Below are 14612 nucleotides of genomic sequence, written 5' to 3' on the forward strand. Positions count from 1 at the left end.
CCTCGCCTCGACCTCCGGCAGAGGTCGAGGCGAGGTGCCGCTCCCGGTTCAGCCGCTGTGGTGGGGGTGCGGTCCGTCGTTCCCCGCGCGGCGCAGGGAGGGCAGGTCCCGCGGCCGGGGCCGCTGGCGCGTCTCCGGTTGGGCACGGGTGGGTGGCGGCTGTCGCATGGAGCACCGTCCGATCGTCTCGGTCCGTCGGGGTGCAGCCTGGCGCCCGGCTGACCTCCCGATCGTCCGGAACCGTCGGGTGCCGCCGGGTTCCGCCACGCCGACGCGGGGTCGAGGCCCCTCCCCCGGCCGCGTGTCCCGGCCGGACGGCAGCCGAGCGGCTACTGCCCGGTGCCGTGACCACCGACACGGTTTAAGGTGCGGATGCGTGAACGCCCCGTCCTACCTGGTCGAACGCGCCGTGAACCCCCGGCGGCAGGTCGAGGTCCTGGTCGACGGCCGCTGGTGGCCGGGTGTGCAGCACGGCTGGCGGATGTACGACGACGGCAGCGGCTGGCGCGCCGTGGTGAGCTTCGTCGTCTCCACCGGCGCGGGGCTCGAGGCGCGCGAGGACGACGTGCCGGTCGGGCACTTCCGCGTCCGCGGCTGACCACGCCGTCCCGGAGGCCCGGCGACCCGGCCTACCCCGCTGCCGGGACGACGACGAGACGCCGGCGGGTCACCCAGCGGACGTCCCCGGTGGGATCCGGGGACACGGGACGGGGACGCGCCGGGGCGTGCGGGGAAGTCACGCGACCACTGCACACGGTGGTCGATACGGGACGGCGAGCGCGCCGTGACCGCCGCGTGAACGATCGGCGCCGTCGGAGCGCCGGCCGCGCCGGGCGGTCGCCGCCCCAGGAGCCCCTCCTGCCACGCCGGTCGGCCGCCGTACCCGAAAGGGTGCCCGCCGGGACGGGAACCGGTGACAAGTCGCCGCGGGGCACGCCAGAATGCCCCGCCCGTTCCCCCCTCAGCCCTCCCGGAGCCCCGTCATGCCCCCAGCGTCTCTCCCCGGAGACCACGTCGTCGCCTTCGTCCTCCTGGACGTGGCGATCATCCTCGTCGTGGCCCGGCTCGTGGGCGCGCTCGCGCTCCGGATCGGCCAACCGCGGGTGGTCGGCGAGATCGTCGCCGGCGTCCTCCTCGGGCCCTCGCTGCTCGGCCCGAACATCTTCACCTGGGACAACCCGTGGAGCGTCCTCGCCTGCGACCGCTCGCTGGCCGAGGGCGTCGCGCCGAGCATCAGCTCGTGCCTCTTCCCGGCGCAGGCCCAGAGCGGGCTGAACCTGCTGGGCCAGATCGCCCTCGTCCTGTTCATGTTCCTGGTGGGCCTGGAGCTGGACACGGACCGGCTCAAGGGTCGCTACGCCGGGATCGTGACGCTCGCGCTCGGCGTGGTGCTCATCCCGATCGCCGGCGGCTTCCTCATCGCCCCGGTCCTGTTCGACGAGAAGTTCACCGGCGTCGGCGACCCGACCCAGCTCGGCTTCACGCTGATGGTCGGCGCCATGCTCGCGGTGACGGCGTTCCCGGTGGCCGCGCGCATCCTGCAGGAGAAGGAGCTCGACGCCACGCAGATGGGCGTCGTCGGCATCGCCGCCGCCGCGCTGGTGACGATCCTGATGTTCCTGGCGGTCGGCCTCGCCCGCGGTGTCGCCGAGGGCGCGCCGGCCACGACGCACGTCTGGCGGCTGGTCGGCGTGCTGGCCTACCTCGCGGTCATGTGGTTCGTCGTCCGGCCGCTGCTGGTCCGCCTGCTCGGCGCGCAGCTGCGCGGTGAGCCGCTGGGCGGCACCTCGCTGGCCGTCGTGCTGGTCGTGGTGGTGCTGTCGGCGTACGCCGCCGACCGGATCGGCATCCACGCCCTGATCGGTGGCTTCGTCGCCGGCCTCGTGATCCCGCGGCACGCCGACATCACGGCCGCGCTGATGACGAAGCTCTCCGACGTCGCCGTCACGTTCCTGCTGCCGGTGTTCCTGGCCTACAGCGGGCTGCGCACCGACTTCACCACCCTCGGCTGGGCCTGGCTGCCCGGCATCCTGCTGTTCGTCGTGGTCGCGATCGTGGCCAAGTGGGGCGGCGGCATCGTCAGCGGCCGCCTCGGCGGGCTCAGCTGGAGCGAGGCCAACGGGCTCGGCGTGCTCATGAACTGCCGCGGCCTGATGGTCCTCGTGGCGGCCCTCGTGGCGCTCAACGCCGGCGTCATCAGCCCGCAGATGCAGACCGGCGCCGTCGTCATGGCCCTGGTGACCACCGCGATGACCGGGCCCCTGGTCGACCGCTTCCTGCCCAGGCCCCCGGTGCAGCGGAAGGTGGACGAGGTGCTCCGGGCCGGCTGACCCCGCCTCCCCGCGGCCCCCGACCTCCCCGCGAGGCGGGGGCCGCGGTGCGCGGTCAGCCGGTGGCGACCTGGTCGGCCGGGGGCGCGGCGATCTCGACCGGCGCGTCGAAGTCGCTCAGCTCGACCTCGCTGCGGACGTCCTGCCCCTGCACGGTGAACTCCTGCACCACCCGCACCGGCCGGCCCTCGCGGTCGACCCACAGCTCGACCGGCATCCGGTTCACCCCGGCGCTGAGCAGGTCCGCCCGGCCGGGGGTGTCGTTGGGCAGCCGCAGGACGTCGACGGTGAGCCGGTAGCGGGTCGCCGGGGAGCCGGCCACCTCCTCCTCGCCGACCACCTCCTCCTCGCCGACCACCTCGACGGTCGAGGCCTCGGCGAAGGCGGTGTACTGCGCGAGGTCGCCGGACTGCTGGACCGACTCCAGCGAGGCGGCCAGCTCCTGGACCAGCGGGTCGCTGCTGCCGGCCGAGACGAGCAGCCAGGGGCGGTCGGAGGGGTTGAGCCCCTCGGGCAGCTGCACGTAGGTCCGCCCGTCGGCCCGGACGACGCGGATGTCGCCCACGCCCGGGACGGACTGGGTCAGGTCGAACGCCTCGGTCCGCCCGTCGTCGAGCAGCTGGTCACCGCTGCCGGTGATCTCGGTGCCGGCGGCGGAGGCCTCCAGCTCGACGTGGACCGACTCGATGCCCGCGGCGCCGTCGCGCAGGTGCTCGGCGAGGCCGGCGGCGTCGGTGGGCGGGCTGCCGGCGGCCACCCGCTCGACCCACTCCGACTGCCCGCAGGCGGTGAGCGCCGCCGTCGCGAGGACGAGGGCGGGGAGCGCGGTCCGCTTCCTGGTCACCGCCGGACGGTAACCCGGGGCGGCCGCGACCCGGCAGCCCGGACGGCGCTCAGGCGGCGTCGTCCACCTCGACCCCGGCGAGCGCCGAGCGCAGCTCGAGCGACAGCAGCCAGGGCGCCACGACGTCGTCCATGTCGCGGCCGGTCGCCGCCACGAGGTCGTCGATCAGCGCCGCGACGAGCCCGCGGGCGGCCATGTAGACGGTCGCGGCGTCGACCAGCGCCGGGTCCTCCCCGAGCTGCAGGCCGCCGGAGCGGACGCGCACGACCTCCCCGTTGCCCCAGCCGAGGTCGGCGGCGGCACTGCCCAGGAGGGCGATCGCGGTCCGCAGCTGGTCGTCGACGGGGACGTGCGCGTACATCGGGAGCTCCACGGGGCGGCGGGTCGGGCACCCCTGTTTTCGGCCACCGCGGCCGCCGGTTGAGCGGAACTCAGCCCCAGACCTCCTCGGCGGTCTCGACGATCAGCGCGAGCTTGGCGATCTGCTCGTCGCGGGTGAGCGCGTTGCCCTCGACCGTCGAGGAGAAGCCGCACTGGCCGGAGAGCGCGAGCTGGTCGAGCGGGACGAACCGCGCGGCCTCGTCGATGCGGCGCTTGAGGTTGTCCTTGTCCTCCAGCTCCGGCCGCTTCGTCGTCACCAGGCCCAGCACGACGCGCTTGCCCGGCGGCACGAACCGCAGCGGCTCGAAGCCGCCGGAACGGGCGTCGTCGTACTCGAGGAAGAACCCGTCGACCTCCAGCCCGCCGAACAGCGCCTCGGCGACGAAGTCGTAGCCGCCCTCGGCCACCCACGAGGAGCGGAAGTTGCCCCGGCACATGTGGGTGGTGACCGTCAGCCCCTCGGGGCGGCCGGCCAGGGCGGCGTTGATCTGCCGGATGTAGCGCTCGTGCAGGTGCTCGGCGTCGCGGCCCTGGGCGGCGATCTCGGCGCGCTGCGCCGGGTCGTTGAGGTAGGCCAGGCTGGTGTCGTCGAACTGCAGGTAGGTGCAGCCCTGCGCGGCGATCCCCCGCACCTGCTGCGCGTAGGCCGCCGACAGGGCGTCCCAGAACGAGTCCTCGTCGGGGTAGACCGCCGGGTCGATGGCCGCCGCGCCGCCGCGGTAGTGGACCATCGACGGCGAGGGGATGGTCAGCTTCGCCGTCTGCTCCGGCGAGACGACGCGCTGCAGGTAGGCGAAGTCCTCGCCGAAGATCGGCTCGCCGATCGACAGCGGCCCGTCGACGTGCAGCCCGGCCGGGGTGAAGTCGATCGTGCCGTCGGCGTTCTTGAAGTGGACGACGATGTTCTGGTCGGTGACCTTGCTGATCCCGCCGATCCGGTAGATGAAGTCCATGTGCCAGGAGGCCCGGCGGAACTCACCGTCGGTCGCCGTGCGCAGGCCGACGTCGCGCTGCATGCGCACGACCTCCGCGATCGCCTCGTCCTCGATCCCCCGCAGCTCGGCGTCGTCGATCTCCCCCGCCGCGTGCCGTGCCCGGGCGTCGAGCAGGTGCGGGGGGCGCAGCAGGCTGCCCACGTGGTCGGCGCGGAACGGGGGCCCGGAGACGTCGGTCATGGCCGGGAGCATGGCGGACGAGGAGCCCCCGGCGCACCCCGCGCCGTCACCCCGCGACCGTCACCCGCCCCTCGCGCAGCAGGTCGGCGCCGCCCTGCCGGACCGTCACCGCGCGCACCCCCGGCTCGTCCGGGACGGCTGCCACGTCGACGACGAGCTCGACGCCGGGCACGCCGGGGGCGCGGAACTGGGCCCGGGCCGCGCGGACCCGGCGGGGGTCCTCGTCCACCTCGGTCGACGCGGCCCGGACGGCGAGCCCGAACAGGTACATGCCGTGCAGGATCACGCCGTCGAGCCCGGCCTCCCGCGCGGCCGCCTCGTCCAGGTGCAGCGGGCTGTCGTCGCCGGAGACGGCGGCGTAGCGGGCCGGCACGTCCGCCGCCGGCACCGTCCTCAGTGGTCCGCTCACGGGAAGCGCACCACCTGCGTCGAGGTCCCCGACACCGTGCGCTGCCCGTCGCCGTTCCGGGTCTCGGTGGCGAACGCGTAGAAGAGGTTCGGCGGGCGCCGGCGCACCTCGCGCAGCGTCACCGTCGTCGTCAGCACGTCACCGGCGCAGACCGGCTCGCCGAACTCCAGCGACTGGCCGGCGTGCAGGTTCCAGGCGAACGGCACGCCGAGCTCGGGTGAGTGCAGGGCCACGAGCACCGCCTCCATCGTGTAGACCGTCGCGTAGCCGGCCGGGGCGACGAGCCCGCGGAAGCCGGCGGCGCGCGCCGCGTCCCCTGACCGGAACCACGCGGCCCGGTGGCCGAACAGGTCGGCGTAGGCGCGCACCCGGGGCTCCTCGACCCGGTGCTCCGCGGTGGCGAAGGTCGTGCCGAGCGCGCCCTCCCACCGGTCGGCCAGCGCGTCCAGCGCCGGCCGACCGGCCTCGGTCCGCGCGCTCACGAGCCGTACTGCGACCGCAGCTCGACCTTGCGGATCTTGCCGCTGGGCGTCTTCGGCAGCTGCGGCACGAGCTCCAGCCGCTCCGGGAGGAAGTGCTTCGACAGGCCCTGCTCCAGCAGGTAGTCGCAGATCTCCTCGAGCGAGGGGGCGGCGTCGCCGCGCGGGACGACGACGGCGCACGCGCGCTCGCCCAGGCGCGGGTCGGGCAGCCCGACGACCGAGGCCTCCAGGACGTCCGGGTGCTGGAAGAGCAGGCTCTCCACGGCGACCACGGGGATGTTCTCGCCGCCGCGGATGATGATGTCCTTCGTGCGGCCCTCGAGGACGACGTAGCCCTCCTCGGTGATCCGGGCGGTGTCACCGGTGGAGAACCAGCCGTCGGCGCCGATCGCCTCCGCCGTGGCGTCGGGGCGCTGCAGGTAGCCGAGGAAGAGGCCGGGGCCCCGGATCTGCAGGGACCCGGTCCCGCCCGCGGGCAGGGGCTCGCCGTCCTCGCCGACGATGCGCAGCTCGGTGCCCCGCACCGCGACGCCGTCGGTCGCCTGCGCCTCGGCCGGCAGGGAACGGGCGCAGGAGATGCCGATGCCGAGCTCGGTCATCCCCCACGCCGGGCAGATGTAGGCGCCGAAGGCCTCCCCCGCGACCGCGGGCAGCGTGCGCGGCACGGGCGCGCCGGTGACGATCACCGTCCGCAGGGTGCAGCGCGGGTCGTGCGCGAGGTCGGTCAGCAGCAGGTCCTGGATGAAGGTGGGCGCGCCGAACACGGTGGTCACGCCCTCCTCCCGCACGACGTCGGCCGCGTGCGCCGGGTTCCACCGGTCGAGGTAGACCGCCCGCCCGCGCAGGAAGGTGGTGAGCAGCACGCCCCAGAGGAAGCCGGTGTGGTGCCCGACCGGGGAGGCGACCAGGTTGACGAACGGCTCCCCGAGCGCCTCGCGGCCCTGGTGCGCCACCCAGTTGCGGAGCACCGCGGTGAGGGTCTGGTGCGTGTTCATCACGCCCTTGGGCTCACCGGTCGTGCCCGAGGTGAACCCGACGTGGCACAGCGTCCGGGCGTCGACCTCGTCGAACTCCGCCTCGGGGGCCTCGCGCAGCTCGCCCAGCGGGCGCTCGCCGGCCGCCGGGTCGGGGCTCCCGCCGGCCACGACGACGTGCTGCAGGGCGGGCAGCCCCGGGCGCAGGCCCCGGACCAGCGCGAGCGGGCTGCTGCTGCCGAAGCGCTCGGCCACCACGGCGACCCGGGCGCCGGTGCGGCGCAGGATGACCTCGATCTCCCGCTCGCCGTACGCCACGGGGATGCCCGAGTACACGGCGCCCACCTCGGCGATCGCGAAGATCAGCGCCGCGAAGTCGACTTGGTTGGGCAGCATGACGGCCACGGAGTCCCCGGCGCCCACGCCGAGCGCGCGCAGGCCGCAGGCGTAGCGGTGGGCGAGCCGGTCGAGTTCGGCGTAGGTGAGGCTGACCGGGGCGTCGAGGGCGCTGCTGCGGTCCACGGCGGCCACGGCGTCGGGCCGCTCGGCGGCCGCGTCGGTCAGCAGCGAGCGCAGCGTCGTCGTCGTCCAGGCGCCGGAGTCCACGTACTGCTGCGCGAGCTCGGCGGTGAGCCGGCTGTCGGGCCGGATCCCGGGGTGCGGGCCGGCGGGTGCGACCAGCGCGGTGGCGGTGGAGTCGGGCACGGGGTGGTCCTCCGGGTGTCGTGGTGCGGGGGTGCGGGGCGAGCCGTCGCCGGTCAGCGGGCGGTCTCGCCCCCGTCGATGGTGATGACGGCGCCGGTCATGAAGTCCGACGCCGGGGAGGCCAGCAGGACCGCCCAGGCGCGCAGGTCGTCCGGCGCTCCGATGCGCGGTTGCGGGATGGTGCGGCGGACCCGCCGCATGAGCTCCTCGTCGGCGCGGACGTCGGCGTTGAGGTCGGTGGCGAAGAAGCCGGGGGCGAGCGCGTTGACCTGGACGCCGTGGCGCGCCCACTCCACGGCCATCGTCCTGGTGAAGGCCACGACGGCGGCCTTCGACGCCGTGTAGGCCGCGTGGTGCGGCACGCCCAGGAAGGCGTAGTTGGACGCCACGTTGACGACCTTGCCGCGGCCCTGGGCCACCAGGTGCCGGCCGGCGGCGCGGGTGACGAGGAAGGTGCCGCGCAGGTTGGTGCCCAGCACGCGGTCCCACTCGTCGTCCGTGGTCTCCAGGAGGGGCGCCGACGACAGCACCCCGGCGTTGTTCACCACGACGTCGAGCCGGCCGAGCTCCTCGACCGTGCGGGCGACCATGCTCTCGACCTGGGCGGGGTCGGCGACGTCGGCGCGGGCGACGAGGGTCCGGACGCCGGACTTCCCCGCCTCCGCGGCCACGTCGTCCAGGACGGCGACGTCCCGCCCGGCGACGCACAGGTCGGCGCCGGCCTCGGCCAGGGCCAGGGCGATGGCCCGGCCGAGCCCGCGGCCGCCGCCGGTCACCAGCGCGACCCGGCCGCGCAGCGGCTGGTCGGCGCCCGGCGCGGCGGTGCGGTGCTGCTCGGTCACGGGCCTCGTCGCCTCCTGTGCGCGGTTCCGGGGTGCTGTCACCGTCGCACCCCCGGCGGGGCGGGCCCGCCGGGGGTGCGACGCGGGGGTCAGGCGGCCGCGACGACCGCCTCGTCCTCGTCCAGCTTGTTGTGCCGGTTGGTGCGCGTGATCGCGAGGACGGTGAAGGCGATCGCCGAGATCGCGAGCGCGTAGATCGACACCGGCACGGTGCTGCCGTACTCGTCGAGCAGGGCGACGGCGAGCGCCGGCGAGATGCCGCCGGCCACCGCGCTGGCGATCTGGTAGCCGAAGGAGATGCCGGTGTAGCGGACCGCGGTGCCGAACAGCTCCGACAGCCAGGTCCCCATGGGGCCGAAGAGCATGCCCAGCAGGATCAGGCCGACCGAGAAGCCGAGCCCCGCCTGGAACGCGTTGCCGCTCTCCACCAGCGGGAACAGCGCGAACGACCAGAAGCCGAAGCCCAGGACGCCGACCATCATCGGCAGCCTCCGGCCGATCCGGTCGGAGACCGCACCGCTGATCATGATCGAGATGAAGTAGCAGACCGACGCGATGATGACGAGCGCCAGGCTCGCGCTGGCCGAGAAGCCGGCGGTCTCCTTCGCGTAGCTCAGCGCGAAGATGATGGTGATGTAGTAGCCGGCGTGGATGCCCAGGGGCACCAGGACGGAGACCAGCACCATCTTCGGGTAGCGGGTGAGCAGCTCGAAGAAGGGCACCTTCGCCTTCTTCTCGCCCGACTTCTGCTCGAGCATCTGCTTGAACATCGGGGATTCCTCGAGCTGGATCCGGATGTAGAGACCGGCCAGCACGAGCACCGCGCTCACGAGGAACGGGATGCGCCAGCCCCACGACAGCCAGGCCTCCTCGCTCATGGCGCCCGAGACGATCGCGATCAGGGCCGCCGACAGGACGAAGCCGATCGGCGACGCGCCGCTGAGCCACGCCCCCATGAAGCCGCGCCGGCCCTTGGACCCGTTGTGCTCGACCACCATGAGGATCGCGCCGCCGTACTCGCCGCCGAGCGCCAGGCCCTGGATGATCCGCAGCAGCACCAGCAGGACCGGCGCGGCGACGCCGATCGCGGCGTAGGTGGGGAGCACGCCGATGAGGAACGTCGCGCCACCCATGAGCAGCAGGGTGACGACGAGGCTCTTCTTGCGGCCGATGCGGTCACCGAGGTGCCCGAAGATGATGCCGCCCAGCGGGCGGGCGAAGAACGCCACGCCGAACGTCGCCAGCGACAGCAGGGTGCTGGTGACGGGGTTGTCCGACGGGAAGAACAGCGGTCCGAGGACCAGGGCTGCCATCGACCCGAAGAGGTTGAAGTCGAACCACTCGATCACCGTGCCGACCATGGAGGCCGTGGTGACCTTCTTCAGCGAGTCCTTGTTCTCGGGCGCAGCGGACGAGGCGCCAGTGCCCCGCTCGGCGATCGCCGGTCCAGTTTCCATCTTCCCTCTTAATGTCGGACGTTAACGCGGTCGTCTTAGTTTGAGTGTGTTGCCCGTCACCGTCAAGGGGTCACGGGCGAGGTCGTTACGTGTTCGTGCTCCGTGCCCCGTCTCCGGCCCGGCGCCGGGTGCCGCGGGGGCTCAGGCGTCCTCGCGGACCACCAGCACGACCTTGCCGGTGACGCTCCCGGCCCGGACGGCCTCCAGCGCCTCCCCGGCCTGCTCGAGGGGGTAGGTGCGGGCGACCGGCACGCTGAGCCGGCCCGCCACGTAGAGCTCGAGCATGTGCTCGATCGCCGAGCGCACCGACTCCGGTTCCCGGTCGCGGTAGTCGCTGACCTGCAGGCCCAGGACGGCGATGTTCTTGACCAGGACGTGCCCGGCCTTGATCACGGGCAGGTCACCGGAGGCGAACCCGATGACGACCAGCCGCCCCTCCCACGCGGTGCAGCGCAGGGCCTGCGCGAACACCTCGCCGCCGACGAGCTCCAGGACGACGTCGGCCCCGTGCCCCCCGGTGAGCCCCATGACCTCGTCCTTGAGGGCGGGCCCGGCGAGCAGGACGTGGTCGGCCCCCTGCGCCTTGGCCAGCGTCGCGCGCTCCTCGTCCTGGGCCACCGCGATGACCGCGGCCCCCAGCGCCTTGGCGATCTGCACGCCGGCCGAGCCCACGCCGCCGCCGGCGCCGGTGACGAGCACGGTCTCGCCCGGCCGGAGGGCGGCCCGCCGCACGAGGGCGAAGTGCGCCGTGATCGCGCCCAGCCCGAAGGCCGCGGCGTCGGCGAACGGCACCCCGTCGGGCAGCGCCACGACCTGCGGCTCGGGCACGGCCACCAGCTCGGCGTACCCGCCGTGCTCGACCTGGGCGAGCACGCGGTCCCCGACGCGGACGCGGTCCACGCCCGCGCCGACGGCGCGGACGGTCCCCGCGATCTCCTTGCCCGGGCTGAACGGCCGCTCCGGGAGGATCTGGTAGGTGCCGGCGACGACGAGGATGTCGGGGAAGTTCACGCCGGCCGCGGCGACCTCGACGAGGACTTCCCCGGGCCCGGCGACGGGGTCCGGCAGCTCTCGGGTGACCAGGGATCCCGGCGGGCCGAAGTTCTCGACGACTGCTGCTCTCATGCGGTCCTCCTGGAGGATTCGGCGTCCGGCCCGAAGGTCAGCGCCTCGGGTCCGGTGCGGAGGGGTGGGTAGGGAAGGGCGCCCGCCGGGACGCGCAGGGCGTCGACCACCGGCACGGGTAGGGCGCTGACGTCGAACCGCTCCCCCGTCACGCGGTGGTCGGACCGGGTGCGCAGCGCCTGGGTGCGGGCGGCCTCCTCGAAGGTGGCGACGATGGTGCAGCACACGTCCTCGCCCGCGAACACCGCCCGCCAGTGGTCCGCGGGCCGGGCGGCGATCCGCTCGGCGACCGCGGCGATGACCTCGTCCTCGCGGCCGGCGTCGGCGCGCAGCTCCTCCGGCAGCTCGACCAGCTCGCAGAAGCGCAGCCAGAAGCGCTCCTCCAGCGGCGCCGCGGCCACGTGCCTGCCGTCGGCGGTCCGGTAGACGTGGTACCGGGGGCTGCCCCCGGTGAGGAGGTCGCGCCCGGGCACCGGCCACCGCCCGCTGCCCGCGTGGGTGGCGAGGTAGCCGTAGGCCAGCGTGCTGAGGTTCGGCGTCATGCCGACGTCGAGGTAGCAGCCCTCGCCGGTCGCGTTGCGGCGGAGCAGCGCCAGCAGGATGTTCACCACGGCCGGGTAGGTGCCGCCGGCGATGTCGGCGATCACCGTCGGCGGCAGGTGCGGGTCGCCGCGGTCGTCGACGACGGCGCCGAGCAGCCCGGCGTCCGCCAGGTAGTTGAGGTCGTGCCCCGCCCGGCCGGCGTCGGGACCGTGCTGGCCGAAGCCGCTGATCGAGCAGTAGACGATCCCCGGGTTGACCGCCCGGAAGGCGTCGTAGCCCAGCCCCAGGCGGTCCATGACCCCGGGTCGGAACTGCTCGACGACGACGTCCACCTCGGCGGCCAGGGCGAGCAGGTGCTGCACCACGGCCGGGTCCTTGAGGTCGACGGCGGCGCTGCGCTTGCCGCGGTTGAGCAGCGCGTAGTTGGCGCTGCTCTCGCCGAGCCGGGGCTGGTAGCTGCGCATCTCGTCGCCGCGCGGCGGCCGCTCGACCTGCAGGACCTCGGCGCCGGCCTCGGCCAGCAGCAGCGTCGCCAGCGGGCCGGGCAGCAGGCTGGAGAAGTCGAGCACCCGCACCCCCGCCAGCGGCGGGGAGGGGCGCCCGCGCCCGTCGGCCGTCACGCCGTCCGGCCCACCAGCGCTGCGGCGGCCAGGCGCGCGGCCTCGCCGGCGCGCGCCGCGGCGCGCAGCGACACGGTGTCGCGCAGCAGGCCCTCGACCCCGTACTCGGCCATGTACCCGTAGCCCCCGTGCGCCTGCACGGCCGCCGCGGCCACGTCGAGGGCCAGGTCGAACGCGGGCGTGACGCCGGCGGCCGCCGGACCGGGCTCGTCCAGCCCCGTGGCCACCGCCGTCGCGAGCAGCGCGCGGGCCGTGGCCGCCTGGGCCGACAGCGACGCCCGCACGGTCGGCAGCTCGGTCAGCGGGCTGCCGAACTGCACCCGGGTGGCGCTGTAGGCGAGCGCGGCCTGGGCCGCGGCCTCGGCGATCCCGGCGGCGAGCGCGGCGGCCCCCAGGTGCAGCAGCGTGCGGGCGCGCGCCACCTGGTCGCCGCGCACGACCGCCTCCTCCGGCACGGCGACGTCGAACCGGCAGCCGACGGTGAGCGCGCCGTCCAGGCCGGTGCGGCGGACCGGCGGGCCGAACGCGACGTCCGCCGGCGGCACGACGACCGCCGTCCCGGCGTCCAGCAGCAGCACCAGGTGCGGCTCCCGGCCGGCCGGGTCGACCCGCTCCAGGAACCCGGTCAGGCGGCCGTCGGCCAGCTCGACGCGGTCGCGCTCGTGCCCGTCCACCACGGCGACCGCGACCGGCGCCCCGCCGTGGACGCCCGCGAGCAGCTCGGCCCACGCCGGGCCGGCCGACCCGAGCACCAGCGCCGCGGCGTGCGCCTGCAGCGAGGCCCACGCCAGCGCCGGCCAGGTGCCGGCCAGGCGGGCCAGGGCCACCAGCGTGGTCGTCGGGTCGGCGCCGCCCCCGCCGGCGGCCTCGTCCGCGCCGAGGGTCCACAGCCCGTGCTCGGCCAGGGCGGTCCGCGCGGCGTCGACGTCCTCGGGGCGGTCGTCGCCCACGCGGGTCAGGCGGGTGGCCGCCAGGTCGTCGACCAGCTCGAGCACGGCCCGCTGCTCCTCGTCGAGCCGCGGGCCCCACCAGGAGCGGCTCACGACCAGAACTTCTCGGGGTCCGGCGTCCGCTTGGCCGCGAACGCGTCGCCGACCTCGTGCGCCTCGCGGGTCGCGAGGTACAGGGTGAGCTGCTGGTCGTGCGCCATGCGCGCCTGGCCGATGACGCCGTTGTGCCGCGCGGAGAAGGCGCCCTTGAGCCCGGCGATCGCCATCGGGCTGCGGGTGGCGATCTCGGCGGCCACCTCCTGGGCCCGCTTCACCGCCTCGCCGGCGGGCACGACCTCGTTGACCAGGCCCATCGCCAGCGCGTCGGCGGCGGAGTACTTGCGGTTGAGGTACCACATCTCCTTCGCCCGCTTGCGGCCGATGGTGTCCTCGAGGTACCAGGTGCCGTAGCCGGCGTCGAAGCTGCCGACCATGGGGCCCACCTGCCGGAAGACCGCGTTCTCCCCGGCGATGGTCAGGTCGCACACGTTGTGCAGCACGTTGCCGCCGCCCACGGCGTAGCCGTTGACCGCGGCGATCACCGGCTTGGCGATCGAGTCGATCGCCTCGTAGACGTCGATGATCGGCAGCACCTGCGAGTAGTCCAGGGACGTGGTCTCGTCGTGCTCCCCGCCGATGCAGAAGAACTTCTCCCCCGCGCCGGTGAGCACCGCGGCCCGCAGGCCGGGGTCGGTGCGGAACCGCTGCAGCGCGTCCTTGAGCTCCAGCAGCGTCTGACCGCGCAGCTTGTTGCCCGCGTCGGGCCGGTTGATGGTGAGCGTCAGGACCGGGCCGGAGGTCTCGGTCAGGATGTCGGTGTAGTCGCTCATCGGGTTCCCCCCTGCTCGGTGGTGCCGACGCGGAAGCCGCGGCCGCTCTTGTTGCCGAGGTAGCCGGCGGCGACCATCTGCCCCAGCAGCGGCGGCGGCGCGAACTGCGGGTCGAGGGTCGCCTCGTAGGCCGACTCGGTGGCGTGCTTGTGCACGTCGATGCCGATGAGGTCGAGCAGCGCCAGCGGGCCGAGCTTGTAGCCCAGGCCGAGCTGGATGGCGACGTCGATGTCCTCGGCGCTGGCCAGCTCGTCGTCGTACTCCTGCACCACGTCGTTGAGGTAGGGCATCAGGAGGCGGTTGACGAGGAAGCCCGGCCGGTCCTTGACCGCCACCGGGGCCTTGCCGATGCCCTCGGCGAAGGCCATCAGGTCGTCGACGACGTCGGCGTCGGTCTGCAGCGCGCGGACCACCTCGACCAGCGCCATGACCGGCGCCGGGTTGAAGAAGTGCAGCCCGGCCACCCGCTCGGGGCGGGGAAGGTGCCCGGCCAGGTCGGTGACCGACAGCGCCGAGGTGTTGGTGGTCAGGACGGCGTCCTCGCCGACCACCTCGGCGACCCGGCCGAGCAGCTCGACCTTCACGTCCTGGCGCTCGACCACCGCCTCGATCACAAGGTCGACGCCGGCGAGGTCGGCGACGTCGGTGGTCGTGGCGATCCGGGCGAGGACGGCGTCGCGGTCGGCCTCCGTGGTCTTGCCGCGGCGGATCCCCTCGTCGAGGAAGCCGCGGATGCCGGCCAGCCCCTGGTCGATGCGCGCCTGGTCGGTCTCCAGGGCGACGACGTCGCGGCCGGAGGCGGCGACGACCTGGGCGATCCCGCCGCCCATCGTGCCGAGACCCAGCACGGCGACCCGCTGGAACGTTCTCATGCTCGTACTCCGATCGTGGCTGTGCTCGTGGGTG

At 74.5% G+C, this 14612-nt stretch carries 15 protein-coding genes; 2 read left to right on the plus strand and 13 right to left on the minus strand.

Annotated elements, in window-relative coordinates:
• The first annotated feature begins 376 nt into the window (after positions 1-376).
• Both ACI78S_RS22980 and ACI78S_RS22985 read left to right on the plus strand, forming a co-directional pair.
• Positions 377-598 carry a hypothetical protein gene (locus ACI78S_RS22980; protein WP_456977297.1) on the plus strand — a complete coding sequence of 74 codons (222 nt, stop codon included), beginning with the start codon at positions 377-379 and terminating at the stop codon, positions 596-598.
• Between the two features lie 385 nt (positions 599-983).
• Positions 984-2330, plus strand: coding sequence for a cation:proton antiporter (locus tag ACI78S_RS22985; RefSeq protein ID WP_456977298.1), 1347 nt, complete (start codon positions 984-986; stop codon positions 2328-2330).
• A 55-nt stretch (positions 2331-2385) separates the two neighbouring features.
• Here ACI78S_RS22985 and ACI78S_RS22990 read toward each other — a convergent pair whose 3' ends face one another.
• The 13 genes from ACI78S_RS22990 to ACI78S_RS23050 all read right to left on the minus strand — a co-directional run bounded on the left by ACI78S_RS22990 (position 2386) and on the right by ACI78S_RS23050 (position 14578).
• Positions 2386-3174, minus strand: coding sequence for a hypothetical protein (locus ACI78S_RS22990; protein WP_456977299.1), 789 nt, complete (start codon positions 3172-3174; stop codon positions 2386-2388).
• A 49-nt stretch (positions 3175-3223) separates the two neighbouring features.
• A complete protein-coding gene (locus ACI78S_RS22995) occupies positions 3224-3535 on the minus strand; it encodes a hypothetical protein (RefSeq protein ID WP_456977300.1) in 312 nt (103 codons plus the stop codon).
• A 70-nt stretch (positions 3536-3605) separates the two neighbouring features.
• Positions 3606-4730 (minus strand): 5-methyltetrahydropteroyltriglutamate--homocysteine S-methyltransferase, encoded by a 1125-nt coding sequence (locus ACI78S_RS23000; RefSeq protein WP_456977301.1) that lies wholly within the window; start codon positions 4728-4730, stop codon positions 3606-3608.
• A gap of 46 nt (positions 4731-4776) precedes the next feature.
• On the minus strand, positions 4777-5139 hold the full coding sequence (locus tag ACI78S_RS23005) for a MaoC/PaaZ C-terminal domain-containing protein (RefSeq protein WP_456977302.1): 363 nt from the start codon (positions 5137-5139) through the stop codon (positions 4777-4779).
• Complete coding sequence (locus ACI78S_RS23010; protein WP_456977303.1) at positions 5136-5621, minus strand: MaoC family dehydratase; 486 nt, start codon at positions 5619-5621, stop codon at positions 5136-5138. Before ACI78S_RS23010 ends, ACI78S_RS23005 begins: the two co-directional genes overlap by 4 nt.
• Positions 5618-7300, minus strand: a complete 1683-nt coding sequence (locus tag ACI78S_RS23015; protein ID WP_456977304.1) for an AMP-binding protein — start codon at positions 7298-7300, stop codon at positions 5618-5620. The genes ACI78S_RS23010 and ACI78S_RS23015 overlap by 4 nt, the downstream gene beginning before the upstream one ends.
• Positions 7301-7353: 53 nt before the next feature.
• On the minus strand, positions 7354-8142 hold the full coding sequence (locus ACI78S_RS23020) for an SDR family NAD(P)-dependent oxidoreductase (RefSeq protein ID WP_456977305.1): 789 nt from the start codon (positions 8140-8142) through the stop codon (positions 7354-7356).
• 89 nt (positions 8143-8231) lie between these two features.
• On the minus strand, positions 8232-9599 hold the full coding sequence (locus ACI78S_RS23025; protein WP_456977306.1) for an MFS transporter: 1368 nt from the start codon (positions 9597-9599) through the stop codon (positions 8232-8234).
• A 141-nt stretch (positions 9600-9740) separates the two neighbouring features.
• Positions 9741-10724 carry an NADPH:quinone oxidoreductase family protein gene (locus ACI78S_RS23030; RefSeq protein WP_456977307.1) on the minus strand — a complete coding sequence of 328 codons (984 nt, stop codon included), beginning with the start codon at positions 10722-10724 and terminating at the stop codon, positions 9741-9743.
• Positions 10721-11887 (minus strand): CaiB/BaiF CoA transferase family protein, encoded by a 1167-nt coding sequence (locus tag ACI78S_RS23035; protein WP_456977308.1) that lies wholly within the window; start codon positions 11885-11887, stop codon positions 10721-10723. Before ACI78S_RS23035 ends, ACI78S_RS23030 begins: the two co-directional genes overlap by 4 nt.
• A complete protein-coding gene (locus ACI78S_RS23040) occupies positions 11884-12930 on the minus strand; it encodes an acyl-CoA dehydrogenase family protein (protein ID WP_456977309.1) in 1047 nt (348 codons plus the stop codon). The genes ACI78S_RS23035 and ACI78S_RS23040 overlap by 4 nt, the downstream gene beginning before the upstream one ends.
• Positions 12927-13706 (minus strand): enoyl-CoA hydratase-related protein, encoded by a 780-nt coding sequence (locus ACI78S_RS23045; protein WP_456977310.1) that lies wholly within the window; start codon positions 13704-13706, stop codon positions 12927-12929. The genes ACI78S_RS23040 and ACI78S_RS23045 overlap by 4 nt, the downstream gene beginning before the upstream one ends.
• Positions 13703-14578, minus strand: a complete 876-nt coding sequence (locus ACI78S_RS23050) for a 3-hydroxyacyl-CoA dehydrogenase family protein (protein WP_456977311.1) — start codon at positions 14576-14578, stop codon at positions 13703-13705. The genes ACI78S_RS23045 and ACI78S_RS23050 overlap by 4 nt, the downstream gene beginning before the upstream one ends.
• Positions 14579-14612: the final 34 nt, after the last annotated feature.

It is taken from the genome of Geodermatophilus sp. SYSU D00815 (assembly GCF_054050035.1).

Coding starts and splice junctions, on each gene's coding strand:
- ACI78S_RS22985 (WP_456977298.1), top strand. CDS start 984: ATGCCCCCAGCGTCTCTCCCCGGAGACCACGTCGTCGCCTTCGTCCTC.
- ACI78S_RS22995 (WP_456977300.1), bottom strand. CDS start 3,535: ATGTACGCGCACGTCCCCGTCGACGACCAGCTGCGGACCGCGATCGCC.
- ACI78S_RS23000 (WP_456977301.1), bottom strand. CDS start 4,730: ATGACCGACGTCTCCGGGCCCCCGTTCCGCGCCGACCACGTGGGCAGC.
- ACI78S_RS23025 (WP_456977306.1), bottom strand. CDS start 9,599: ATGGAAACTGGACCGGCGATCGCCGAGCGGGGCACTGGCGCCTCGTCC.
- ACI78S_RS23030 (WP_456977307.1), bottom strand. CDS start 10,724: ATGAGAGCAGCAGTCGTCGAGAACTTCGGCCCGCCGGGATCCCTGGTC.
- ACI78S_RS23045 (WP_456977310.1), bottom strand. CDS start 13,706: ATGAGCGACTACACCGACATCCTGACCGAGACCTCCGGCCCGGTCCTG.
- ACI78S_RS23050 (WP_456977311.1), bottom strand. CDS start 14,578: ATGAGAACGTTCCAGCGGGTCGCCGTGCTGGGTCTCGGCACGATGGGC.